General features: G+C 61.5%; 19 protein-coding genes. 5 read left to right on the plus strand and 14 right to left on the minus strand.

The window, feature by feature from the left end; genetic code table 11:
- Position 1 precedes the first annotated feature (1 nt).
- From AC0ZT5_RS29010 to AC0ZT5_RS29030, 5 genes are all read right to left on the minus strand, one after another.
- On the minus strand, positions 2-1900 hold the full coding sequence (locus tag AC0ZT5_RS29010; RefSeq protein WP_488499219.1) for an ABC transporter substrate-binding protein: 1899 nt from the start codon (positions 1898-1900) through the stop codon (positions 2-4).
- The gene (locus AC0ZT5_RS29015) at positions 1897-3792 is read right to left on the minus strand and encodes an ABC transporter ATP-binding protein (RefSeq protein ID WP_488499220.1); all 1896 of its coding nucleotides are present in this window, start codon (positions 3790-3792) and stop codon (positions 1897-1899) included. Before AC0ZT5_RS29015 ends, AC0ZT5_RS29010 begins: the two co-directional genes overlap by 4 nt.
- A gap of 176 nt (positions 3793-3968) precedes the next feature.
- Positions 3969-5297 (minus strand): adenylate/guanylate cyclase domain-containing protein, encoded by a 1329-nt coding sequence (locus AC0ZT5_RS29020; RefSeq protein ID WP_488499221.1) that lies wholly within the window; start codon positions 5295-5297, stop codon positions 3969-3971.
- Positions 5298-5538: 241 nt separating this feature from the next.
- Positions 5539-6882, minus strand: a complete 1344-nt coding sequence (locus tag AC0ZT5_RS29025; protein ID WP_488499222.1) for a nucleotide sugar dehydrogenase — start codon at positions 6880-6882, stop codon at positions 5539-5541.
- Positions 6883-6994: 112 nt separating this feature from the next.
- Positions 6995-8176 (minus strand): DUF3095 domain-containing protein, encoded by a 1182-nt coding sequence (locus tag AC0ZT5_RS29030; protein WP_477284267.1) that lies wholly within the window; start codon positions 8174-8176, stop codon positions 6995-6997.
- 74 nt (positions 8177-8250) lie between these two features.
- Between AC0ZT5_RS29030 and AC0ZT5_RS29035 the strand changes: the two genes are divergently transcribed.
- Together AC0ZT5_RS29035 and AC0ZT5_RS29040 are read left to right on the plus strand one after the other, a co-directional pair.
- Complete coding sequence (locus tag AC0ZT5_RS29035; RefSeq protein WP_488499223.1) at positions 8251-9339, plus strand: glycosyltransferase family 4 protein; 1089 nt, start codon at positions 8251-8253, stop codon at positions 9337-9339.
- Positions 9336-10100 (plus strand): polysaccharide deacetylase family protein, encoded by a 765-nt coding sequence (locus AC0ZT5_RS29040; protein ID WP_488499224.1) that lies wholly within the window; start codon positions 9336-9338, stop codon positions 10098-10100. The genes AC0ZT5_RS29035 and AC0ZT5_RS29040 overlap by 4 nt, the downstream gene beginning before the upstream one ends.
- Position 10101: 1 nt before the next feature.
- On the opposite strand, the gene AC0ZT5_RS29045 is transcribed toward AC0ZT5_RS29040, so the two are convergent.
- The 4 genes from AC0ZT5_RS29045 to AC0ZT5_RS29060 all read right to left on the minus strand — a co-directional run bounded on the left by AC0ZT5_RS29045 (position 10102) and on the right by AC0ZT5_RS29060 (position 14697).
- A complete protein-coding gene (locus AC0ZT5_RS29045) occupies positions 10102-10956 on the minus strand; it encodes an MBL fold metallo-hydrolase (RefSeq protein WP_488499225.1) in 855 nt (284 codons plus the stop codon).
- A 123-nt stretch (positions 10957-11079) separates the two neighbouring features.
- Entirely contained in the window at positions 11080-11529 is a 450-nt protein-coding gene (locus tag AC0ZT5_RS29050; protein WP_095083929.1) for a cyclic nucleotide-binding domain-containing protein, read from the minus strand.
- Positions 11530-11711: 182 nt separating this feature from the next.
- Complete coding sequence (locus AC0ZT5_RS29055) at positions 11712-14426, minus strand: ABC transporter transmembrane domain-containing protein (protein ID WP_488499226.1); 2715 nt, start codon at positions 14424-14426, stop codon at positions 11712-11714.
- Between the two features lie 16 nt (positions 14427-14442).
- Entirely contained in the window at positions 14443-14697 is a 255-nt protein-coding gene (locus tag AC0ZT5_RS29060; RefSeq protein ID WP_488499227.1) for a hypothetical protein, read from the minus strand.
- Positions 14698-14780: 83 nt separating this feature from the next.
- Between AC0ZT5_RS29060 and AC0ZT5_RS29065 the strand changes: the two genes are divergently transcribed.
- A complete protein-coding gene (locus tag AC0ZT5_RS29065; RefSeq protein ID WP_488499228.1) occupies positions 14781-15452 on the plus strand; it encodes a class I SAM-dependent methyltransferase in 672 nt (223 codons plus the stop codon).
- Between the two features lie 90 nt (positions 15453-15542).
- On the opposite strand, the gene AC0ZT5_RS29070 is transcribed toward AC0ZT5_RS29065, so the two are convergent.
- The 5 genes from AC0ZT5_RS29070 to AC0ZT5_RS29090 all read right to left on the minus strand — a co-directional run bounded on the left by AC0ZT5_RS29070 (position 15543) and on the right by AC0ZT5_RS29090 (position 22283).
- Positions 15543-16739: a glycosyltransferase family protein gene (locus tag AC0ZT5_RS29070; RefSeq protein ID WP_488499229.1), complete on the minus strand. Its 1197-nt coding sequence runs from the start codon at positions 16737-16739 to the stop codon at positions 15543-15545.
- Entirely contained in the window at positions 16736-17980 is a 1245-nt protein-coding gene (locus AC0ZT5_RS29075) for a glycosyltransferase family 4 protein (RefSeq protein WP_488499230.1), read from the minus strand. The genes AC0ZT5_RS29070 and AC0ZT5_RS29075 overlap by 4 nt, the downstream gene beginning before the upstream one ends.
- A gap of 1 nt (position 17981) precedes the next feature.
- A complete protein-coding gene (locus tag AC0ZT5_RS29080) occupies positions 17982-19196 on the minus strand; it encodes a glycosyltransferase family protein (RefSeq protein WP_488499231.1) in 1215 nt (404 codons plus the stop codon).
- Between the two features lie 564 nt (positions 19197-19760).
- Positions 19761-21383: a PqqD family protein gene (locus AC0ZT5_RS29085; protein WP_488499232.1), complete on the minus strand. Its 1623-nt coding sequence runs from the start codon at positions 21381-21383 to the stop codon at positions 19761-19763.
- Between the two features lie 111 nt (positions 21384-21494).
- Positions 21495-22283, minus strand: coding sequence for a SapC family protein (locus AC0ZT5_RS29090; RefSeq protein WP_488499233.1), 789 nt, complete (start codon positions 22281-22283; stop codon positions 21495-21497).
- A gap of 280 nt (positions 22284-22563) precedes the next feature.
- On the opposite strand from AC0ZT5_RS29090, the gene AC0ZT5_RS29095 reads away from it, so the two are divergent.
- Together AC0ZT5_RS29095 and AC0ZT5_RS29100 are read left to right on the plus strand one after the other, a co-directional pair.
- A complete protein-coding gene (locus AC0ZT5_RS29095) occupies positions 22564-22839 on the plus strand; it encodes a DUF6916 family protein (protein WP_488499234.1) in 276 nt (91 codons plus the stop codon).
- Positions 22840-23105: 266 nt separating this feature from the next.
- Positions 23106-23477, plus strand: coding sequence for a 2OG-Fe(II) oxygenase (locus AC0ZT5_RS29100; protein WP_488499235.1), 372 nt, complete (start codon positions 23106-23108; stop codon positions 23475-23477).
- The last annotated feature ends 241 nt before the right edge of the window (positions 23478-23718 follow it).

Raw genomic sequence — 23718 nt, forward strand, 5'->3', positions numbered from 1 at the left:
CTCAGGACTCTCCAAGCCAGAATGTATCCGGCATATAGACACCGAAATAGGAAGTCGGGTCGTAGCCGTAGAGCGCCTTGTCAGGCAGATTGCGCAGCCGCGAGGATGCCAGAACCGGCTGATGCGTTCCGTTCACCGTGCCGATCGAAAACACCTGATCGGTATAGATCGACAGCATTGACGTCCAGATTTCGGCGCGCTCCGCGCTTTCGGTCGATGCGTTCCAGCGCGCGAGTAAAGCCATCAACTCGACCACAGGCGGAAGATCGGGCGCCTCACCCATCTTGCCATGAGACAAATAGTGAGCACCCCAGAGCGGCCATTGCAGCTGGTCATCGATGGTGGGGGCCAGCTGGTACGGGTTCATATCGGGGGTCGGCACGCCATTGTCGATGCCCGACCACATCGACATCATGATCTGGCCGCCAACCGCGCGGCTACGGAAAATGTCGCGCTGCGAAGTCCGGATGAACAGGGCGATGCCGATCTTGCGCCAGTGATCGGTGATGAGTTCGAGCGCGTCGGTTTCCAGCGTGCTTTCGCCGGCCGTTTCCACGATGATTTGCGCCGGGCGTCCGTCGGGAAGTATCCGCAGCCCGTCATCGCCACGCTTCTGAAGCCCGGCCTCGTCGAGCAGGGCATTGGCCTGGTCGGGATCATGGGCGACCCAGGCTTTCGCGAATTCCGGCCGGAAGAGCGGGCTCTCCGGCAGCACCGTATCGGCACTTTCCTGCGCCAACCCGTAGAACACAGCCAAATTGATCTCGCGCCTGTCCACAGCCAGCGAAAGTGCGCGGCGCACGCGCACATCACGGAAAAGGCCACGCCACACCAGGTCAGCACAATTCAGATTAGGCAGCAGCGCCAGCCGCGAACCCTGTGTGCGTTTCCACAGATGCATCTTCACCGGGTAGCGCTTCTCCGCATCCTTCAGGAAGGAGTAATCGGTGAAGTCAATTCCCAGGCTCTGCAGGTCGCTCTCGCCCGCACCGGTCTTGGCGGAAATGATCGTCGATGAGCTGACGTTCATGACAATCCGGTCAACATAGGGCAGTTGCCGGCCATTCTCGTCTATTCGATGAAAGAACGGATTGCGCTCGAAGACGAACTGCTCGGCCGGCGGCTTGGTCCGGTTCTGCCAGGGATCGAGGGTCGGCAGTTCCGGGTTCTCCGGGCGATACTGCCGCGACATGCGGATATGCAGGAGCGTCCATTTCCGGGCCCGGTTCTCCTTCATGAGGCCAGCGAGCCGGAATGGGTCCTGGTACTTCTTGTGGAACTGCTTGAGATAGGCGGCCGGCAGAACAAGCGACAGCGGCGCCGCAGCGGCGAGCTTGGGCAGGAAGTCGGGATTGGGCGCGTCCCAACTGTAGCGGACCGTCAACGGATCGACGATCTCGAAGCGTGGCGGCTTGCCGTCCGCCATCAGGGCCGGGGCGAGCCCGCCTTGCGAAAGCTCGTCGTTCAGCCAGACATCTTCCCAGCAATAGCGAAAATCCTCCGGCGTCAAAAGGCTGCCGTCAGACCATTTGTGCCCTTCCCGTATCTTGAAAGTGAAGACGCGATCATCGGCGACGTCGAAACTTTCGAGAATGTCGGCTTGCATGTTGAGCTTTTCGTCGTAGCCGACCAGGCGAGCATATCCATAGATCGTCATCATCCGGATATCTTTCTGGCTGCCGATGATCGTTCGCAGCGTGCCGCCATATTGGCCCGGCTGCCGACCCATCGCAGCGAGATTGATCGCGCGCGGGCTCTTGGGCAGACGTTCGGCGAGTGCCGGCAGCGCCCTGGCCTTCAGCTCCGGCTGAAGGAATTCCGGCTCCAGATCGCCGGCGCGCGACGTGCTCGGCAGAAATGCCGAAGCCATGAGGCCAAGGACAGTGCGCCGGCTGATCAATGGCGTAGCTCGCTGACATCGGCCGAACGTCGGGCCAGCACGAGGTGGCCGCCGCCAAGATCGAGCGGCGACAGCACATCCTCCTCGCCCTCGTCGCGGAATTGCGGTCCCCATGCGCTGGTGTCGGAAGCGCCGCTGAGCTTCAGCGTCTTGAAATCCATCGGCCTGTCGAGATCGGGGAAAGGTACCGCGGCGACCAGTGAACGCGTGTAGGGGTGGACCGGTTTCCGAAGCAGAATTTCGCGCGGCGCAAGTTCGACGATACGCCCGCCGCACATCACCGCGATGCGGTCTGCCATGTAGTCCACCACTGCCAAATTGTGGGATATGAACAGGTAAGTCAGGCCCAGTTCCTTCTGCAGGTCCTTCAGAAGGTTCAGGATCTGCGCCTGGACAGAGACATCGAGCGCCGAAACCGGTTCGTCGCAGATCAGGAGTTCAGGCCCCAGCGCCAACGCCCGCGCGATGCCGATACGTTGACGCTGCCCACCGGAGAAACTGTGCGGATAACGCTGGATGAAGCGCGGATCGAGCCCGATTGCCTGCATCAGGCTCTTGACCATGGCGAGTCGGGACGCGGCATTGCCACGTCGATGGATTTCCAGGGGCTCGCTCAAGATGTTCTCCACCGTCATGCGCGGTGAGAGCGACGACACCGGATCCTGGAAGACCATCTGGATTTTCGCGCGCAGCATGCGCAGGGCGTCTCCCTCGGCTTCGAGGACGTCGATCGGTCCTTCGCGGCCGTTGAAGATCACAGAGCCGCCGCTAGGGGTGACAGCCCGCATGAGGATTTTGCTGACGGTGGTCTTGCCGGAGCCGCTTTCGCCGACCAGACCCAGGCACTCACCCCGCCTGATATCGAAGCTCACGCCGTCCACGGCGCGAACAGAGGGTTGGTGATCTCCGCCGAACCATCCGGACTTGCGGATGGTGAAAGTCTTCGTGAGATCCCTGACCGACAGCAGGATGTCGTCCGGCCCCTTCGATGCCGGCGCCGTCTGTTTGCCGAGCAGGTTCTCGACATTCACCGGAACCTCGCGGAGTGCCTTCAGCCTTTCGCCAGGCTTCAGGTCGAAATGCGGAACGGCCGCCATCAGGCCCTTCAGGTAAGGGTGACCTGGCCGGCGGAATATCGCCTCGACAGGTCCCGCTTCCATGATCTCTCCATGGTAGATGACCACCACCTCGTCGGCGACATTGGCGACCACGCCGAGGTCGTGCGTGATGAGCAGCATCGCCATGTTCAGCTTGGTCTGAAGCCCGCGCAGCAATTGCAGGATTTGCGCCTGGATGGTGACGTCCAACGCCGTCGTCGGCTCGTCGGCGATCAGCAAGGCGGGCCGACAGATAAGCGCCATGGCGATCATGGCGCGCTGACGCAATCCTCCCGAAAGTTCAAACGGATACATATCATAGGCGCGCTTGGGATTGGGAAAACCGACAAGGCTGAGCATTTCCTCGGTCCGCGCCTTGCGCTCCGCCCGAGGCATGGGCGTATGGATCTGCAGGGATTCGCTGACCTGGTTGCCGATCGTGTGCAGCGGCGACAGCGATGTCATCGGCTCCTGGAAGATCTTGCCGATGCGGCTGCCTCTCAACGCCCGGATTTCGGGTCCGTCACGCGGCATCTGCAGGATATCCTGCGTCGTGCCGGGCCTTTCAGGATCGGAAAACAGGATGCGGCCGCGAACATGGGCCGTCTTCGGCAAGATGCCCATCACGGCCTGGCTGAGCACCGATTTTCCGGAACCGGACTCGCCGACAAGCGCGGTAACCTTGCCGGGCAGGACGCGAAGATTTGCACGCCTGACAGCATGCAACGGCCCCCCGACGATGGCAAACGAGATGCCAACATCTTCGATCCGCAGCAGGTCAACACCCGAATTCATACCCGAATTCATTCTCACACCAGCCCCAATCTGGCGGCCTGCCTGGCGGCAGGCCCAGAAAGCGAGACTAGCGCATTGCGTGCCTAGAGCAACTTGGATTCTAAACGGTCGCCAGTTCCCTGACGGAACCCGCGACCGGATTGCAGACCAAAAGCGTCCGGATCAGATCGTGGCGGTTACTGAAGCTTCCGCCGGTCGCCTGCCGACAGCCGGGCGGCATCGCGATGAAGCAGCATGACCTGCTCGGCGTCCGATATCCGGTCGTGAACCGGCTCCATCGCACTGTCTTCATCGAGCGCAAGAGCGCCCGACAGATCGGGTGAAAGCACCGTCAGCTTCTTGATGCCCGCCAGTTCCTCGTTACCGAGCGTCAGCCAGCTGTTGGTGCCGCAATAGCTGGCGAAGTCTTTGCTGGCGAGAACGCTGTGCGGATATTTCTTGGTCAGGGTCTGGAGGCGCTGGACCTCGTTTACAGCCGAGCCGAAGACAGAGAATGTCAGCCGGTCGGTAAGGCCGACATTACCGAACATCACATTGCCGACATGCAGGCCGATACCGAAGCCTATGTCGCTCAACCCCTGCTGCTTCCTGCGCAGATTGAGATCCATCATGCGCGCGCTGGCCTTGTGCGCCGCCGCAAGAGCAGCCTGACAGGCGATCTCGGACTGCGAGCGGTGCCTTTCGCAAGGGTAGACGGCAATGAAGCCATCCCCGATGAAACTCATGATCTGCCCGCCTTTGCGATTGAAAGGTGCGGCAACGGCGTCGAAAAACTGGTTCAGAGTATCGATATAGATTTCGCGGCCGGAGGTTTCGGCAAGCCTTGACGACCCGCGCATATCGGCCATGACCAGTGCGGCCCGGATTGTATCGCCCTCGCCGCGCTTGATCTGGCCGTCCAGCACGCGCCTGCCGGCGTCGCCGCCGAGATAAGTGGTCATCATGTTGTCGGCGAGCTTGGTAAGCACCGCCATCTTGGTTGCGATAGCGAGATGGTTCTGGATGCGCAGCAGCGCCGAAATCATGCTGTCGCTGAAGCCGGCAGCACTGTCGGTCGACCAAGACCCCATCATGCCCTGCGTGGTGTTGCCGCTGAATGGATGGACGAAAGCCATGTAATCGGTGACGCCCATAAGCCTGAGTTCATCAAAAACAGGAAACTCCGACGGCACCGACGGGTCGAACCGGCGTCGCAGATGGTCGAGCTTGTTGCTGAGCAGATGGTAATATGGGCTGGTCACGAACCTGTCGGACGGCACGCCGCCCTCGTTGCGGAAGCCTTCTACTTCGAGGCCCTGGCCGCGAAACCAGGTGAAGCCAAGCGCGTCATAAAGCGGATGAAGCATCGAAAAGCTCAGATGCACCCGCTTCAGTGGCAGGCCGGCGGCAGCCAGCCGCTCACAAAAGCCTTTTACCAACGTTTCCAGGTCGTTGCCCTCGAGCGCCGATTGGGTCAGCCAATCGGCAACCTTATCCACGAGAATGGTGGAAATTTCTGTGCTCATGCTATCTCCAAACCCGTCCAAGATGGGCCACTCCTTTGATCCGCCACAACACAGTCCGCCAACGACCCAAGGATAATACCCTCGAAATCAATGAAGCCGGCTAGAATGTCCCGAATGACTGTCCTTGCAGGCAAGGAGCGGGCGAACTGCATCTATCTGTTGCGCCATCATGTGGCGAGGCTGCCGGCGGAGTGCAACCACGATCCTGACATCGGCTGAAAAATTCGCCGACCAGACGCCGTCAGGCCTTCACCACCGTTTCTCGGGCTAGCCCGAGGCGGCCAAAAACATTGCGTGTGTCGACGATCAGCAGAGCGTGATCGGCGATCGTCTGATAGTCGATCGCGTCGTGGTCGGTTGCAACGACCACAGCATCGAAATCCTTCAAGGCCGCCTCGGTCAATTCGACCGAGCGACGCCCCTTGATCGCCATATGCTCCCGTGTGCTGGGAATCTCGGCCACATGCGGATCGTGGAAATCCGCCTTGCCGCCCCATTCCTCGATGAGTTCAATGAGCCGCAATGAGGGGCTTTCGCGGATGTCGGGCACATTCTTCTTATAAGCGAGCCCGATGATGAGAATGCGCGAGCGGCTGAGCGCCTTGCCGCAGCGCCGGTCCAGCGCCTTCGCCAGTTCATCGACCACATGACGCGGCATGGCCGTGTTGATCTCCGCCGCCAGCTCGATGAAGCGGGTCGGCAGTTCGTATTCGCGCGCCTTCCACGTCAGGTAGAAGGGATCGATCGGAACGCAGTGCCCGCCAAGTCCGGGGCCAGGATAAAAAGGCATGTAGCCGAAGGGCTTGCTCTTTGCCGCCTCGATCACCTCCCAGATGTCGATGCCCATCGCACCGAGCACCACCTTCAACTCATTGACGAGGGCTATGTTGACCGAGCGGAAGATGTTTTCCGTCAGCTTGACCGCCTCGGCGGTCGCCGTGGTGGAAACCGGAACGACGGTTTTGACCACGCTTTGGTAGAAAGCCTGCACGAGCGTCGCCGCTTCGATGCCGTCGCCTGCCACGACCTTGGGGATCGTCGCGACTTCGAAGCTGCGATTGCCGGGATCCTCGCGTTCGGGCGAGAAACCGAGAAAGAAGTCTGTGGTCGACTGCAAGCCGGTTTTTTCCAGTATGGGCTTGATCACGTCGTCGGTGGTGCCGGGATAGGTGGTCGATTCCAGCACGATCAGCTGACCGAGACGCAGATGCTTGGCGATGGTGCCTGCCGTGTTCCTGACAAAGGAGAGGTCCGGTTCACGGTGTTTGGTCAGCGGTGTCGGAACGCAGATGATGATGACATCGCAGACGGCCAGTTCGGCAAAATCCGCAGTGGCGCGGAAGCGTCCGCTCGCCACCTGGTCGGCAAGGGCTGTCGAGGTCACCGCCTCGATGTAGGATTGGCCCTTGTTCAGGCTCTCGACCTTCTGGACTTCGATGTCGAAGCCGGATACCGGAAAGCCGGCGCGTGCGACCGCAACCGACAGAGGCAATCCGACATAGCCCAATCCGATCACGCCGACTTGCGCCGAACGCGTCGAAATCCGGTCCAGGAGACGGTCATATGTCGATCGTGAGGCGTCCAAAAATCTGCTTTCCCGTCAATTCGGACAGACTACCCGCGGCCCATGGCGAAGCTCATCGGATCCCGAGAACCATGGCCGAGGCATATTGCCGAAAATCGATTTCCGCAAGCCGTCATCGGACCGGCGCCTTCGCCTTCAGGCGTGCGGCAGCCATCGCATAGCCGCCGTCGGCACCATCGATGAAATGAACATGATCGGGCTGCAGCGGCGAGATGACGAGGCATGTCATCAAGGCCGACTGCTGGCGGTGCAGGCCATAGCTGCAGATGCCCGCCTCTTCCGCCTGTTTCAGCCGGCTCTCGATCCGTTGCAAGACATCCGCGTCAACGTCGATGGTCATCTTCAAGCCGTCGTCGAATTTCCGGAAATCCGAATTGCTGGCCACCTCGCGTTTGTAGACCTTCGGATCGAAACGGCCGATCGTCCAGCCAAATCTATCGGTAACAGCCGTAAGCGTCATCAGGAACACCACCCACAGCTTCATCAACCACCGCCGCCCTGGCGGCGCCGTGGCCCGCGCCTCGACATCGAGGCCGGCGGGCAGAATGCTGTAGGCCGGCCCGTCTACCGGCACCGGGTGGCCATCGCGTTCCTGCCTGCTGGCAAGGGCGATGATGTCGGAGGCCAGAAACTGAAAACCGCGCAAGTCGCTCGATGCCCCAGGTATGGCTATGATCGACACGATTTCGCCATGCCGGGCCTCGATCGGGTTCCAGCGGCAGGAGAGGCCGGTCAGATCAGGCCGCGCCCCGGCCGGCGCGGGGTCGATGCGGTAGCGCCCCGCCTTCATCTCGGCTTCCGCCCAACTGCCGCCACCGCCGGCAAACATCGCATAGAACGCCGCTTCCGAGGCCTGGAACCTCGCCACGCGAACGTCGAGGCCTTGCGCTCTTATATCCTTTATCGGCACGATTGCCGCACGCAAGGTCAGGTCCAGTTCGTCCGCCACCCATCTCTGGACAGAAGCCAGCGCGTTACGGGCGATCTCCAGCGCCGAGCCGGGAAACGCCACGAGCGCGCCGTCGCCGCCGAAGACAAAGGGAAAATCCTGCCGGCCCAGCGCATTGAGCAGCGCCGAGATGACGCTGGCGCCGGCCATATTGACGGTCTTATAGCGCCCAGCCTCGATCGCCTTGGTCGAGCCGACGATGTCGGCGGTGGCCAGCGCCCAGCCATCCGGCAAAGGCCGATAATTGTCGATATCGGCAACGCTTTCGAACTTTGCGAATACCGGCAAGGAAGCGACAAACGGGTCGGGCGCGGCAGCTGTTTCCATGACCATCAGATAGCACATTCCACTGCTTAGAGGTGAAGTCGATCATGCTACGAAATTGACTTGCGCAGGCTTTCCGATGATAGGGTCGCGCGATGCGAATTGCCTTCTACGCGCCGCTGAAGTCGCCCAATCATCCCGTCGCCTCCGGCGACCGCCAGATGGCACGGATGCTCGCCAAGGCGCTGAAGCATGGCGGGCATAGCGTCGAACTGGCATCCGAACTGCGCTTGTATCTACGCGAGCCGGAGTCGAAAAGTTTCGATGCGCTCAAGATCGAAGCCCGAGAGGAAGCCGCGCGGCTGACCAAGCTTTGGGATCGTGACGGCAAGCCCGATCTCTGGTTCTCCTATCATCCCTATTATAAGGCGCCCGACCTGATCGGGCCCGGACTGGCGTCGGCCTTTGCCGTCCCCTATGTGACGGCCGAAGCCTCCTATTCGAGGCGGCGCAACACCGGTTTGTGGGCCGACACGCAAGGCTTGGTGGCGCGAGCCGTCGAACAGGCAGCGCTGAACATCTGCTTCACACACAGGGACCGCCAGGGACTGGCAGATGCGATTCCCGACGCCGCTCTCGGTATGCTTTCGCCCTTCATCGACACATCGGCATTCCGGGAAATGCCGGCACGCGGTTGTCCGACGCGCCTCGTTACCGTCGCAATGATGCGCCAGGGCGACAAGGTCGAAAGCTATCGCATGCTGGCGCAAGCGCTCGGCCCGATCGGCCACCTGCCCTGGACCATGTCGGTCGTCGGGGATGGGCCTGCCCGTGACGAGGTGAAAGCGCAATTCGCCGGCTTGCCCGCCGACCGTATCGAATGGCTTGGCGCGATCGAGCCGGCCGCCGTGCCGGATGTCCTCTACAGGGGGGGAATTTACGTCTGGCCGGGCTACGGCGAGGCCTATGGCATTGCCTATCTTGAAGCACAGGCCGCCGGCCTTCCGGTGGTGGCTCAGGATATCGCCGGCGTGCCGGAGGTCGTGCGGAATGGTCAGACCGGGTTTCTCACCCCGCCGGGCGATGTGGCGGCGTTCGCTTCCGCCATCGAAAGGCTTCTGGCCCATAACGACGAAAGAACCATCATGGCCGAAAAAGCCAGACGTTTCATCCTCGAAGAACGCTCCCTCGGTGCTGCTGCCGCGCGTCTGGCCGAACTTCTTTCGAAGATCCCCGTTTCATGACACCCGATCGGATCTGGCAGCCCTTGGTAGAAGAACTGGCGCGCTGGCAACGGGCCGGCCGCAAGGGGGAGTTCTGGCTGCGCGACGATGACGCCGTGGAGCCGACGCCTGAGCTTGATCGGCTGCTCGACCTCACCGGGAAATTCGCGGTTCCGGTCACTCTGGCCGTCATTCCGGCCCTGACGGATGAGAGGCTTGTGGTCCGGCTTGACGAGGCGCCGCATGCCACGATCGCCATCCATGGCTGGGCGCACCGAAATCATTCGCCCGAGGGCCAGAAAAAGCAGGAGCTCGGCGCGCATCGGCCACGCGAGGCGGTCCTGGATGATCTGGCTCGCGGGCTGTCGCACCTGATGGGCCTGCACGGCGCGCGTGCCGTTCCGATGCTGGTGCCGCCCTGGAACAGGATCGACGCCGGCCTGGTATCCGACCTTGGATCGATAGGATTTGCGGCATTGTCGGTCTATGGGCCGCCGAAGCCGGCTCCCCTGGCGGTCATCAACAGTAATGTCGACATCATGGATTGGCATGGCACACGCGGCTGCCGCGATCATGGCCTGCTGGTTCAGGCGATCGTCGCGCAATTGCAGCATGCATTCGACGGCGGCGAACCGGTCGGCCTGCTCACCCACCATCTCGTCCATGATGAGTCGGCCTGGCTTTTCGTCGAACGGCTGTTCACGCTCACCGCACGGACTGAGGCCTGCGCATGGCTTCCGATCAGGACACTGATCGGGCGCAGCGCCGGCAGAGGAAAATAGCTCAGCGCTTCTTGTTCAATGAGACCGGGAATTTGAGCGTCTGGCCATCGCGCGCGGCAAAAGCGCCGGCAAACCTTTTTTTGGCCAGTTTCTCGATCTCGTCCAGTTGCTCGTCGGTGCGTGTCGGATCGTGGTGAAACAGCGCAAGCCCCCGCGCACCGGCCGCCTCACAGAGCTTGACGCCCTGTTGCCATGTCGAGTGCCCGTGACCGCGGCGGCGTTCCATTTCCTCCTCGGTGTAGGTGCAATCGTAAACGACGAGGTCGGCATCTGCGATCAGGCCGAGCACCGCCTGATCGAGTTTGTCCGGCTCGTGCTCGGTGTCTGTGATCACCGCCACGACGCGGCCGCCCCATTCGACCCGGTAGCCTATGCAGCCGCCCGGATGGACAAGACTGGCGGTTCGGACCACCACCCCTTCGCGCGGCCGAAGCACGTCGCCGGATACGAAATCGTGGTAGTCGAGGCTTGCCTTGCAGATATCCAGTCTCACCGGAAACCACGGCGGCCGTATGAACTCATCGACCATCTGCCTGGTCGTCATGCGTCCTGCAAGATGCCCGGACCAGAGCGCAATCTTGACGCTCCGGTCATAGATCGGCGCAAACACCGGCAGCCCGATGATGTGATCGTAATGACAATGGGTGAAGAACAGGTCGAAATCGGTCATGCCCGACGCCCGAAGCGCCCCGCCGGCAGGCCGCAGGCCAGAGCCCGCGTCGAACAGGAGCGTATGCTTGCCGCATCGCATCTCGATGCAGATCGTGTTGCCGCCATAGCGGGAGAATTCTGGCCCGGATACCGAAATGCTGCCGCGTACCCCCCAAAACCTGACCAGGAAAACATCGTCGTCCATGCTAGCCCTTCGCAGTACCGTCACTCATCGTAGCCAAACAACGGCTGCTAGGCGAGACAGGTTTTGTCAGGGTGGCCTTCTCAGGGGCCAGTGCCGTAGCGACGGTGGATCGAGCAGTCATTGTTATTTGGCGCTTCGTGCGTCGATCAGATCCGCGGTCGTATGGCTTAGGCGGTCGGCAAGAACCCGCAATATCTCGATGGTCATTTCCGGGTACTCCCGCATAAGCCTCAAGAAATGATCCTTGCGGATTCTCAAGGCCTCCACCGGACTTGCCGCTCTGACGGTGGCTGTGCGGGAGCTGTTGCACAATATGGCGATCTCGCCAACGATCGAATTTGGCACCATTTCGGCAATTTTTATCGGTCCGCTGTCGGAATCGACCAGAATATCCGCGCTGCCTGAAAGGATGACATAGGCGGCGTCTCCCTCGTCGCCCTGACGGAAGAGGATCTGCCCGGCGCTGTAGCTCACCCGGTCGGATGTGAACGCGAGCAGCTTGAGTTTTGTCGACTCGATGCCGGAAAACAAGGGAATGCGTTGCAGCATTCCAACTTCATCCTTGAGCAGCATTGTCGCAAACCTCCCAAAATTCGCGTTTGCCAGACTAGAGCAACGAACGCCCTGATGGAATCAATTCTGTTTCCGGGATGGCGAGGCGAGCCACGCGGTGGCTCGCCCGATGTCGTGCGATCGGGCGATGTCGCCTGGCAAATTCCCACCTGCAGAACGATCCCATCTGAATGTCCGTACCTCTATGACAGCAGTTCCTTGAAGATACCGTTGCCTGCCAAAAGTGTCTCGTGTGTTCCGTCTTCCACCAATTGACCCGAGTCGAAGACGACAACGCGATCGAACATCGCCGCCATTGCCGGATTCGTCACCACCCATACTATTGCCGGCGAATGGCCGTCGCACCTGGCTGCCTCGAGCACGTTTCGAAGCACCTTCTCCTGCATGCGATGGTCCAGCGCCGACAGCGGCCGGTTGAGAATGAGAAAATCGGGACGCTTGAGCAGGGCCCGGGCAACATCGAGCTTCTGTCGCTGTCCACCGGTCAGCCGCCTGCCGCCGGAGCCGACGTTGAAGTCGAGGCCGACATCCAGCAGCTCGGCATAAAGTCCCAGTTCGTCAAGAATGTCATAGACGATGGAGCGTATGCGGTCCGGCGCGTCGGGATGGCTGTTGCCCACACGCCCGAACAGGACATTGTCCATGACGGTGGCCGCGGCAATGTATTTGGCGGGATCATACCGTTCGATCGCATCTTGCAGCTCGGGCGGCAGGTTTTCATAAAACCGGTTGCGTGCAGAGACGATCTTGCTCATCAGCTCGTCGCTGAGCAGGCCGAAGCGGTGCCGGGGTTCGATATAGGCAAAGCTCAAGGTGACGATCATGGCACGGTCGTTCTCGGAAACCGCCTCGTGTGGACGGTTCTTGAGCCGTTGCAGCAAGGTTTCGTAGGCGGGTATCTCCTCGGCGCTCATGAAGGCGAGCTGCTGGAAGAACTGGTGATCGGGCGGCAGGTCGGCAAACAGCTCGATCGCCTGTTCGGCGATCTCCATGCCCATTTCGTAGAGCGTGCGGTCGAGGCCGGCTTCTTTCAACACGGAAGCAAAATAGGGATTGGCCGCCAGAGCCCTGTCGGCCAGCTTGGGGCCGGCGGCGGCGCCGAATAGCAGGTTTTCGCCGATCGTTGCTTCCTTGTTGTAAGCGCCCGGTTCGAAAGGAACCACCAGGCCGCTCAGCCCTTCCTGCTCCAGCCGGGTTCGCAGCGCCGCACGCAGTTCGACGATCCGCCTGGCAAGCTCCGTGTGACGCGTGAGGTTGGCCGAAGAGCGCAAGCCAAGATCCAGAATGTCGCGCGACAGGACAACCGCGTCGAGCACCCGGCGCACGGCTTCAAAGAGGTCGTGCGGGCCGGTAGCGCCGGCGGAAGCATAGTTGATCCAGTCGCTCTGGATATCAAGATCCGGATTGCCCGACCGGCGCGCCTCATGCATGTTCCAGCGGTGCTGGTCTGCCGCGGCGCCATCATAAGTCACCGGCGTCAGCGGCGCATGCTTCAACCCGTAGAGCAGGTTGTCGCGAAGGCTGGCCTGGAACAGGAAGACATCCGACGAGGCGTATGACATGCGCCGGCCGGTCACTGCTTCGGGGAGTTCAAGCAGGTCATCGGCGCCCGAAGCGACCTTCCCGCTGGCCGGCCAGTTCAGCCGCGCGAAAGCTTCTGCAAGCGCCTCCGCGCCACCTGTCGCGGTGCTGACCAGCGCCACCGTCTCTCCCGGCTTGACCTGCAGGGAGATACGGTCGAGGAGCATGGCACCGCCATCGTCCGCGATGGACACACCGATCGCCGACAGGGGGTTGGTCATCGGGCCGGGATCTTCGATCGTCAATGCGCCGATTCTCGGCTCAATGAGACCGTCGACGGTGAACTGTTCAACGACCTGCTGATATTTGACCTGGACATCCTGCCGCGCCTGATCCCAGTCGATCAGTTCCTTCATCGGTCCGGGCAGGTCCTTGTAGGCGCTGATCACGGCCACGAGCTGGCCGACGTCCAGCCGCCCCTGGATGACCAGATACCCGCCGATCATGTAGAACAAAAAGGGCGTGAGCTGCGCGAGAAAATTGTTGAGGAACTTCACCATGAATTTCCATTGGTAAAGGTCGAAGCGGATCTTGAAGATGAGCCCGAGCCGGGCCGCTATGTCGGCGCGCTCGTAATTCGACGTATCGTGGACGTGAACCGCGCCGATGCCGTCGACGATTTCGCCAACCCGGCCCGAAAGCGCACGCGCCGTCAACTGCCGCTCGCGCCCGAGCACGATCAGCCGCCGCCGCATTCGCGGGATGAGCACGATCTGGATCACCACGATCACGACCGCTATCATTCCGAGCCAGACGTTCTGGACCATGATGAACAGCATGGCCGTCAATGCCTGGCCGCCGAGCAGTACCGGCTGCAGGAAGGCATCGCCGATGAAGCCCCCCAGCGGCTCCACCTCGTCCTTCACCATGGTCGCCACTTCGGCGGATTTCACCCGCTTGAAGTAAACCGGAGGAAACCGCAGCACACGATCGACCAGATCGAAGCGGATCCGCCGCAGCATGCGCTCGCCGAGGCGGCCCTTGTAGGTGTTGATGTAGAGTTTGAACAGGCCGTTGATGACGACCAGCAAGAGGAACACAAGGCTCAGGGCAAACAGCGTCTCCTTGCGGTCGAGCTGAAAGCCGGAGAAGAACTGGACCTCTCCAATGAACGGCACGTTGTAGTGTAGCTTCATGAATGGCCGGGTCGCGCCGGGTTGCTCGAAGCCGCTACCTTGTATCGGACCGTTGACGATCAGCTTCGGCAGGTCGAAGGACATGAAATACGGGATCATCGAAAGCAGGACGATGATCAATATCCAGACCTGCTGCTTCTTGGTGTGCGTCCAGATATAGCGGGCTAGGCTGGGTTCCATATGCGACTGTGGACCTTCAGTTGGAAGGATGCAGGATGTAGAGGCACCCGCAGGCGAATGGAGTGGCGGCGATTTCTTCGTCGCCAGCGACAATCTCGAAGCTGCAGTGCACGGAGATTGTGCCCTCGACGATGGAAGCAACCTGCGAGGCGGCGCGTTTCAGCACGAGGCCGCAGTTGCGCGGCTGGCGCTGGCGGATCGACGCCGATAGTCCGGACAGACGCAACAGGCTCTCTCCGGCACCGGGCAATGGCGAAGCGGCTTGCAGCATAATCACGTCCGCGAATCAAACGGCCTTGCGGGAGGCAAGATTGCGTTGTGTCGCCCGAAATCCCAACATACAAGACGAATATGATGGATGTTACGCAACCGCGCAATGCCGGCATGGACTGGCACGAGCAAGCCCTGGACCTCACGCGGGGAATTGCTGCCTATGTCAACTGCCCTCTCGTGGCAGGGCTGGCGCGCGTCGTCGCCAAGCATCCGGAGGCCGATATCGCCAATGCCTTCAACCACAAGCAGGTCGCCTGCAAGATGTGGGCGCGCGATAGGCTGTTTGAAAGCTTCGGCGGCCGGTTCGGCCGCATATGGGTTCTGGGTGGATGGTACGGCGTCTTGCCGGCGATGCTTCTCAACGACGCCCGCTTCGACATCGCGGCGGTCGATAGCATCGACATCGATCCCGAAGTCGCGCCGGTCGCCCGGACCCTCAACCGGGAAGCTGGCGACCGGTTCCGGGCGCTGACGGCGGATATGTACGCACTCGACTATGCGGCCGGGAGGCCCGACTTGACGGTCAATACGAGCTGCGAGCACATAGCCGATCTGCGCGCCTGGCTTGCCCTGCTTCCGCCGGGCACGAACGTACTGCTGCAATCGAACGATTATTTCAGCGAGCCGACGCACATCAACTGCGTGGGTTCACTTGCAGCCTTCGAAGCCATGGCGGCGCTGCGGGAGGTGCGGTTCTCGGGCGAACTGCCGACAAAAAATTATACGCGCTTCATGCTGATTGGAACTGTTTGATGGCATAGCGCGTAGCGCTTCCCCTCAGGGAATTTGCGTCAAAACAAAGAGATAGGGCGGTCCTGCGTGTCCGTGCAAAGATGAACCGCTCTAGGATCCGTCGTCTGTTTGATGATGAACTTCTCGGAAACCGGTCCCCAGTTTCAGGAACCAGGTTCGATACCGCTCGCGCAGGATTTGCGCCGCGTGGCGCGCGCCTTCTAGGTCGAGACGATGCGCGGATGGCGTCGGTCCCACAAGCGCCTGTTCGATCGCTTGCGCCAGACCTTCAGGCGTTAGGTCTTTTTCCGTCAGCACTGTTGCAAGACCGAGGTCTTCGAGCATCAGGGCGCGAACCGTCTGTTCGGTTTCGCCGCCGGCTGCAAATGGAACGAGTAGGGAGCGACAACCCGCGCGCAGGACATCGCAGACCGTGTTGTAACCCGCCTGCGAGACTGACAGGCGGGCGCCGCTCAGCAGGCTGGCGAAATCCTCGCGGAACCGGAAGATGGACAGGCCCGGCGTGGCATCGCCCGCGATCGCGTCAAACTCGTCTTTCGGCAGGTTTGGGCCGGTGATCAAACACCATTTCCAACCGTTGTTGGCATTGCGCGCCGCCGCGACGGTTGAGCTTACAAGGCTCTTTCCGGCAGCCCCACCGCCGACCGACACCAGAATGTCGAAGCGCTCGGAGGTCGCGGGCGATGGCGGCGCGGCAACGAGCCCTGTGTAGGTGACCTCGGCCCTGATCGCCCCAGCCAGTGGAAATGTCTTGTCGAGGGTTGCGAAAGCCGGATCGCCGTGGACCATGACAAGGTCGAAATGCCTGTTGATGAGATCGACCGTTTCTTCGTTTCGGCCCGGCTTGACGCGCTCCTGAAGGATATCACGCACGGACGTCGCGAGCAGCGGTCTGGGCGACGTCGCGTCGATGGCCTCGATCAGCGGCAAGAGTTCGAAACGCATCTGCCGGCGTCCAAATGGAAACGCCTCGACAATGACGATATCAGGCCTGCAATCCCGGAATGCCTGCAGCAGCATCTCCGAACGCCATTTCTTGAAATCATCGTCGATGGGTTTGCCCTGCAGGTCGACAAGCCCGGAAAATCCTTCATCGCCGGAGGTGACGGGTGGCAGGGTGACAGATTTTACACCCGGTCCCGGAAACCCCGCGATCGGCGCTCCGCCCGTTACGACGGTGACGTCAAACACGTCATCGGCCAGAGCCGCCGCAATGCGGCTGGCGCGCGCGAGATGGCCGATGCCGAGCAGGTGCTGGACATAGAAGAAGACGCGCAGCCGCTTCATTCGGCGGCCCGCCACTCCCGCTCGAACAGGTCCTTGAGCTGCCCGATGCTTGCCGTATGATCGAAATCGCCGCGTACGCGCTGCTCCGCGGCGTCGCCGAGGCGGGCACGCAGCACGGGATCACGGATCAGGCGCTCCAGCGCCTGTGCCAGGGCGATTGGGTTTTCCGTCGGAACCAGCAGCCCGGTTTCTTCAGGCGATAGAAGCTCCGGCACGCCGGAAATATCGGTCGAAACGCAGGCAAGCCGCTGGCTGGCCGCCTCCACCAGGACATTCGGCAGACCGTCCCGGTCGCCATTTGCGGTGATCCTGCAGGCCAGGGCGAAGATGTCGGCGCAGCGGTAGTGCTCAAGCACCTCCTCCTGCGCAAGCGCGCCTTTCCAGGCGACGCGACCATCCAGTCCGAGCTTTTGTGCCAGCGCCTTGAGCCGTTCCAGTTCCTCGCCGCCGCCGATATGCTCGAAACGCCACGCCAGATCACCGGGCAAAAGGGCAAGGGCCTCCAGCAAGGTATCGTAACCCTTCTTCGCGACGGCGCGCCCGACACTCAGGATGACGACCGGTTCGTCCCGCGCCGAGCCGTCATGCTGTTTTCGCGCCGCGGCGAAACTGCCGAAGCGATCAAGGTCGAGCCCATGATAGCTCAGATGCACGGACGAGTTGCCGTTGGCGAGTTTCGTCAGACGGTCGAAGCCGGTTTTCGTGCAAGTGACCGTCCAGCGCGCCGAGGAAAGCTTGCCGGCCAGATCCCAGTCCGCCGAAGTCCAGATGTCCTTGGCATGGGCCGAGCAGCTCCAGGGCAGGCCACGAAGCAGGCTGGCATAGCGCGTCACCGATGCCGGCGTGTGCGCGAAATGTGCGTGCAGCCAGCCCGCGTCTTCCGGCCATTCGGCCGCCAGCACCAGCGCTTGCCCGAAACGGCGCGCGCGATTGCGCGTAAAGTCGCGGGGGATATCGGTCGCCAGCGATCCGAGCGCGCGCCAGAAGCCCGGCCGCATCAGATGAGCAAACAGCGAGCGAACCACGCGCAGCGGCTCTTCATGCAGATATTCCGGCAGATAGTGGACCGGCGCTTTGATCTCGTCATGCACGGGGTGGCGTTTTGCGTCGGTCGGCCGCCTGAGCGCGAACAGTATCAGGTCGAACCCCGCACGCTCCAGACCGAGCAGTTCCTGCGCGATGAAGGTTTCCGACAGCCGCGGATAGCCTTTCAGAACCACGACGATCTTGCGGTTTTGCAACTCAGTTCATGCCTTCAATGACCGAAAGGTGACGGCCGGCCCGCCGCTCGAGCAGTTCCGCGACGATTTCGGAAATATGCGGCAACCCTTCCAGCGTCAGATGCGGATTGCTCTGCGATGGGCGGGGCCGGTCCGCTAGCACCTTCAGTGCATCGGCAAACCGCTGGGAATCCTTGGCTTCCTCAGGCAAGAGCATCTCGATGAGGCCGAGTTCGGCTGCGCGCCGTGCACGGATCAGCTGCTCCTCGCGGGGCTTGACGCGCGGCACGATCAGCGCCGGCTTGTCGAAAGACAGGATCTCGCAATAGGTGTTGTAGCCGCCCATCGCCACGACCGCCTTGGCGCCGGCAATCAGGTCTTCCATGCGGTTGTCGAACTCGATGATCTTGATATAGGGGATCTTGGCCCCCTTCTTCAGCAGCTTGTTGCGCTTGCGCGCCGGCATGTAAGGCCCAAGCACGATCAGCGCCCTATGCTGCAATTGGGGATCCTGCTGATAGGCATCGAGGACGTCGTGGATCAGGTCGGCGCCGTCACCGCCGCCACCGGTGGTAACGAGGATATAGTCGCCCTCGGGCCGGTGGCCGGGCATCTCGTTCCGCTGCAGGCTCCGTTGCAGGAAACCGACGAATTTCATCTTTGCCCCGACAGCCGACGGCACATCCAGGCCGGTCAACGGATCGTAGAAATCCGGCGGACCATAGACCCAGACCTTGTCGTAGAACAGGCCTATCTTGCGCATCACGTCCCTGCGTGCCCACTCTGCTTCGAGCAGATGCGGCGCGTCCATCACCTCGCGCAGGCCAAGCACGAGCGTGGTGCCCCGCGTCTTGAGGTAGGACAGCGTGTCCTCGATCTCACCGCGCAGGCCGAGCGGTTCCTTGTCGACGATGAAGATATCCGGCCGGTAGGTCTCGGCTGTGTGGCGGATGATCGACTGGCGCATCCTTAGCGTCTCATGCAGGTCGATATGCTTTTCCAGCGAGGTGTATTCACCGTTGCGCAGCTTGATGACGCTGGGGATCTTCACGAAGTCGACACGGGCGCGGTAGTCGAAGGCGCCGGCGATGGTCGCACCCGAAATGATAAGCACCTGAAGTCCGCGGAAATCCTCGACCAGCGAATGCGCGATCGTCCGGCAGCGCTGCAAGTGGCCGAGCCCGAACGTGTCGTGGCTGTACATGAGAATTCGAACGTTTTGTACGTGCTGGGTCATTGTTGAACGTCTTTTAGAATTCTCGCCTTGAGGACCGGAGCGGCCCCGCTGGCTTCGAAACTCGCGGGTCTACCGGCCTGTTTTGAAACATGAGAGCGCAATTTTCAAATTGAATTACCCAAGAGGCCCATATGCTGTAGCCAGAAAGCTGCGTCTGATCGGCTGCTCGCTTGCCACATGTCCAGGCGCAATGGAAGCAGTCGGCATAGCAAACGGGGTGCCAGTCGAATAGCAGGGTGAAGGCAAGATTGGTCGATATATAGCAAACTCAACGGTTTATCGCACCCTGGCGGAGAGTAGCATAGGGCGGCGTCGGCGGAAATTGGTGTTGCCAGGGTTGGGGTCGAGCGTTCGAATCGCTTCACCCGCCTCCAAATGTTCGTTATGTCTGAAAAGAACAAAGGGGCGGGGGTGACCGGACCTTTCTTGCTGTCTGGCACTGGAGGCGAGCGGGAGGGTTCCCTAATCTCGACCTGCAATTGCGACCCGCAGGCCGTGATCCGATCCCGCTATTGTGATAGCCGGCGAGGATGGCAAAGCGGCCGGAGGGTCACTGACCAAACGTCAGTAGGCTTCGATTGTCAGAATTGTGTTCTCGAATCGCTTGGCCGCAAGGTCCTCGGGCGTAATCCAATATTGAAGCGGCCCCATCTCGCCAACGGTCCAATCGAGCGCCATATCCGGCCCGATCTGGAGCAACAGCAGGTAGCGGTCCTTCATCTCGTCGGCTGCGACCTGGATGACCTCACCCTTGCCAAGCATCTGATGGCCACGGGGTGAATGGCGGTGAGACAGGACGGCCACGACGTCTGGGCCTATCAACGCCGCACCGTCCGGATCTGTCAGTCCACCCTCGGCGCCCCGGATCGCCGCGATTGAAAGCCAATGGTTCATCACCTGCGGAAGTTGGCGATGATGCGGCCGCCGCGCCGGAGACGATGACGGCATGCCGTTGGCGCGCAAGTCTTCGAGGAAGGCAAGGATCTGCTGCTTCACCTCGGCAGGAGGTGCGTCATATTCCTTCAGTCCGGCGTTGACGGTCGAAAAGAATGCGCTGAACATCTTCGAGCCGAATGCCGACAGTTCGCGCTGCACTGCCCGTAGCTGCTTGGCCTCCGGATCATCTTTAGAAACATCGCCAAGCGCCTTCAACTGTGCCGCGACGTCGGCCGTCTCTTCGCGGTGATATGCCTCCACAAGCCTGCGAACGATCCGCGCGGAATGCCAATTGGCCGGAAATCCCGGGTACGGCGTACAAAGCGTGTCCTTCGGCGCCTGATGAACGGAAAGCAGCGCATCGGGGGTAACAGGCGGACCGTAGAAGACCTCAACCCTTTCGGCGCGAATCTTGTCCGCGACCTCGAAAGCATGACCTTCCTCCGCACGCGCCGCGACTTCGGCGTCGGTCGGCTCCTCGATCCAGGCAAATTCGACCTCGACCCGATCATAGTGGGTTCGCTTGCCCCACAGGATTTCGTCCGTCGGATCCGATCCCAGAATCTTGGCGGTGAAGGGCATGTCGAGCGGCTGCCACTTCTGCGTCACCCGGCGCGGCTCATACCGGGTCACGAAATGCAGAGCGTCGGGCCCAAACGTGTCGGACATCGGCGCGAAGAAATAGAGGTAGCCCTTTTCGGGCAGCAGATCGCGGCCGGGTCCCCGTGGCAAATCCGAACAGTCGATTTGCGCCATGAAATTGAGGCGCTCGAGCAATCCCTGCCGATTGTGAACCGTCGGCCAGTCGAATTCATCGGGGACGATCGGCAGCCCGCCAAAATAGCTCATGCTGCGTTGCGGAAGACGCGGCGGAAAGACGTGCTTGATCGCAATGCGCGCGGCTTGCCCCCGTTCGATCGCTTCGCGGCCATCGACGGAAATCGGCGGGATCTTGCGCTCGACATGCGCTCTGAACTTCGCCTTGCGCTGGTCGTCGCTGTCCTTGGCTTGCTGCTGCAAGTCGGCGATCAGCTTTTCCGCTACAGGGTTGGGCCGGGGCGATGCGGCGTGGGCCGCTTCGGACGATGCCGGCGTGCGCTGTCGAGCCTTGCCGACCGGCAAGGCCGAACTGTCCTGTGGTTTGCCTTTCGAAGCCGAACCGGAAAACAGCCTGCCAATGCCGCGATAGATCAGGCTGCCAACGATCAGGAGCATCGCCCCGACCACAAGCAGCGGCATCAGATTCGCCATGACGCTTACCCCCCATCGTCAGCGACGTCGCCTCCTCCGGCAGCCGAATTGTTGCCGTTATGTGAGGCCTTGCGCAAGCAAGGGGCCGATCAGGCAGTGCAGCAGCTGAAATCAGCCAGGCTGGCCGCCCGCCTTGCGCAGCGACGCCTGGTGGACCAGCGAGGTCCAACTGTTGGTCGAGGCGAGGTGGCAGTAGAGTAGGCCGAGCGCGCCTGATTTGCGCAGGTCGAGAAACGCCTCGTCGCTCAGCTTGTTGAAAGCCGGCTCATCGATCACCTGGAAGTCGGTGAGGTTGAGTACCTCGCCGCCTTCGAGCGTCACCTTGCTCTGGCGCGGCGCGAACAGGCCGTGCGCGTCGATCCTTTCGATCATCACGCGGGTGGCGTTGAAATCGAGCTGGAATTGGTTGCAGAAGGCGAGCGCCTGCCTGGTCGCTTCCGTCGGCTCGGTGCCGTTGAAGAACGGCAGGATCTTTTCGTCGCGGAATGGCGCCAACAACTGGTCGACGACGCGGTCGCTTGCCCGGTCGACGCACAGCGTCAGCCGGCCGGGCGACTTCGGGTCCTCGGCCAGGATGAAGGGATAGCGGCGGACGTAGGCCGGGATGTAGTGCGGCCCGGTCCATTTGCCGTCGGCATCGACGAACAGGTTCTCGTCCTTGCGCACGCCGGTGATGATCACCGGCGCCTTGGCCGGGCCGATGAAGACGATCGGGTAGGAGCGCATCGCTGCCGGCATTTCCGAGGCCACCACCGGAATGGCGTGCGCCGAGCGGGCGAAGCCAAAGTCGCTGCGCGCCGTCAGGCCGAGCGAGCCATGCCGCACCGGGTTGAGCGCCTCCGGCGTCGAGTAGAACAACGGCATCGTATCGCTTGCCACTTTCGTCTTCGTATCTGCCATCGTCCGTCCCTTTTCCGAAAGCCGATCAGGCCGCCACTGCCGGACCCCAAAAACCCGGGATCTGTTCTTGTTTGCGCTGACCTTGTTCTGGAAACAATCCCGCGCAGGAACAAAGTACTACATCGTCTCTTGCGCGCATAAAAGGACAGGCAGTGCTGTATTTTGGGGTTTGTTCCGACGAATTGACTTGGCCCAAGGTCGGCAGCGGTTGGGACCTCTGGACAGCTTGCGGCGAAGCGGCGACAGTGCCGCCGGCAGCAGGTAGAGTGAGGCGAATTGCATGGCGTCGGCATCGGATTTCGAACAGGCGGTCGGGTCGGTTTTCACTGCCGAGATTGGCGGCAGGATGGTTTCCCTCGAGCTGACGGCGGTCCGCCAGATTGCCGCCAGCCCGCGTCCCGGCGGCGGCTTTACGCTTTTGTTCAAGGGGCCGCGCGACATAGGGCTGCCGCAGGCCATCTACCACCTCACCAGCGATGCCATCACCGACGACATCTTCATCGTCCCGGTTTCGGTCGACACGACCGGCTATGTCTACGAGGCTGTCTTCAACTGATTTTTGATTTTCGGCGATCCGGCCAGCCGGGGCGACGATCAGGGCACTCCGAAAGGGGACGGCTGAACAGATGATCGACTACATCGAGATCGCGGGCGTGCTTGACGAAGCGGCATGCAGTGCGCTGTGCGCGGAAATCCCGGGCGGCCAGCGGTCGTCCGGCTGGCCTATTGGGGCGTGACGACCAGAAGCCGGCATGGCCGGAAGTTCGCCGCACCACGCGCGCCGAGGTCTCGCTGGCCACCGAAGCGCTGGTGAATGCCCTGTTGGCGCAGCAGAAGGCGGCTCTGGAACGGCATTTCGGCCTCGCGCTCGGCAATACTGAAAAACCTCAGTTTCTTCACTATCGGGAAGGCGATTTCTTCGTGCCGCACCAGGACGGCAACACGCCGCTGATCCACGACGACTCGCGATTCAGAAGAATCTCGGCGGTGATCTTTCTCAACCGGCAATTGGACGATCCTTCGCCGGCAAACTATACCGGCGGCTCGCTGGTCCTGCATGGTCCGCACCTGCGCGTCGCCATGCCGGCATTGCCAGGCTCCCTCGTCGCGTTTCGTTCGGAAACAACGCACGAAGTCACCCCGGTCACGCGCAACGAGCGTTTCACCATCGTGTCGTGGTACCGCGGGGCGTGACGGTCGGCGGCGGCGTCACGGCCGCTCGACTGCACGTCGCGTTGAACCGAACTCAGGACACGCTTCAGGCGTAGGGGCTGCCCCTCACCTGCCTGCCGGCATCCTCTCCCCGTATAGTGACGGGGAGAGGGGCGCTCTCATCCATGATTTCGCCAATTATCAGCGTTGCAAGAAAGGCGCCGTGTGGCGGTCAGCCTCTTTCTCCCCGTCCCTATACGGGGAGAAACGACTGGCAGGACAA

The organism is Mesorhizobium sp. CNPSo 4670 (assembly GCF_057784235.1).

Excerpts from the sequence above, each read along its gene's own strand:
- AC0ZT5_RS29015 (WP_488499220.1), bottom strand. The coding sequence starts at position 3,792 with ATGAATTCGGGTGTTGACCTGCTGCGGATCGAAGATGTTGGCATCTCG.
- AC0ZT5_RS29020 (WP_488499221.1), bottom strand. The coding sequence starts at position 5,297 with ATGAGCACAGAAATTTCCACCATTCTCGTGGATAAGGTTGCCGATTGG.
- AC0ZT5_RS29030 (WP_477284267.1), bottom strand. The coding sequence starts at position 8,176 with ATGTGCTATCTGATGGTCATGGAAACAGCTGCCGCGCCCGACCCGTTT.
- AC0ZT5_RS29035 (WP_488499223.1), top strand. The coding sequence starts at position 8,251 with ATGCGAATTGCCTTCTACGCGCCGCTGAAGTCGCCCAATCATCCCGTC.
- AC0ZT5_RS29040 (WP_488499224.1), top strand. The coding sequence starts at position 9,336 with ATGACACCCGATCGGATCTGGCAGCCCTTGGTAGAAGAACTGGCGCGC.
- AC0ZT5_RS29045 (WP_488499225.1), bottom strand. The coding sequence starts at position 10,956 with ATGGACGACGATGTTTTCCTGGTCAGGTTTTGGGGGGTACGCGGCAGC.
- AC0ZT5_RS29050 (WP_095083929.1), bottom strand. The coding sequence starts at position 11,529 with ATGCTGCTCAAGGATGAAGTTGGAATGCTGCAACGCATTCCCTTGTTT.
- AC0ZT5_RS29055 (WP_488499226.1), bottom strand. The coding sequence starts at position 14,426 with ATGGAACCCAGCCTAGCCCGCTATATCTGGACGCACACCAAGAAGCAG.
- AC0ZT5_RS29060 (WP_488499227.1), bottom strand. The coding sequence starts at position 14,697 with ATGCTGCAAGCCGCTTCGCCATTGCCCGGTGCCGGAGAGAGCCTGTTG.
- AC0ZT5_RS29065 (WP_488499228.1), top strand. The coding sequence starts at position 14,781 with ATGGATGTTACGCAACCGCGCAATGCCGGCATGGACTGGCACGAGCAA.
- AC0ZT5_RS29070 (WP_488499229.1), bottom strand. The coding sequence starts at position 16,739 with ATGAAGCGGCTGCGCGTCTTCTTCTATGTCCAGCACCTGCTCGGCATC.
- AC0ZT5_RS29080 (WP_488499231.1), bottom strand. The coding sequence starts at position 19,196 with ATGACCCAGCACGTACAAAACGTTCGAATTCTCATGTACAGCCACGAC.
- AC0ZT5_RS29085 (WP_488499232.1), bottom strand. The coding sequence starts at position 21,383 with ATGGCGAATCTGATGCCGCTGCTTGTGGTCGGGGCGATGCTCCTGATC.
- AC0ZT5_RS29090 (WP_488499233.1), bottom strand. The coding sequence starts at position 22,283 with ATGGCAGATACGAAGACGAAAGTGGCAAGCGATACGATGCCGTTGTTC.
- AC0ZT5_RS29095 (WP_488499234.1), top strand. The coding sequence starts at position 22,564 with ATGGCGTCGGCATCGGATTTCGAACAGGCGGTCGGGTCGGTTTTCACT.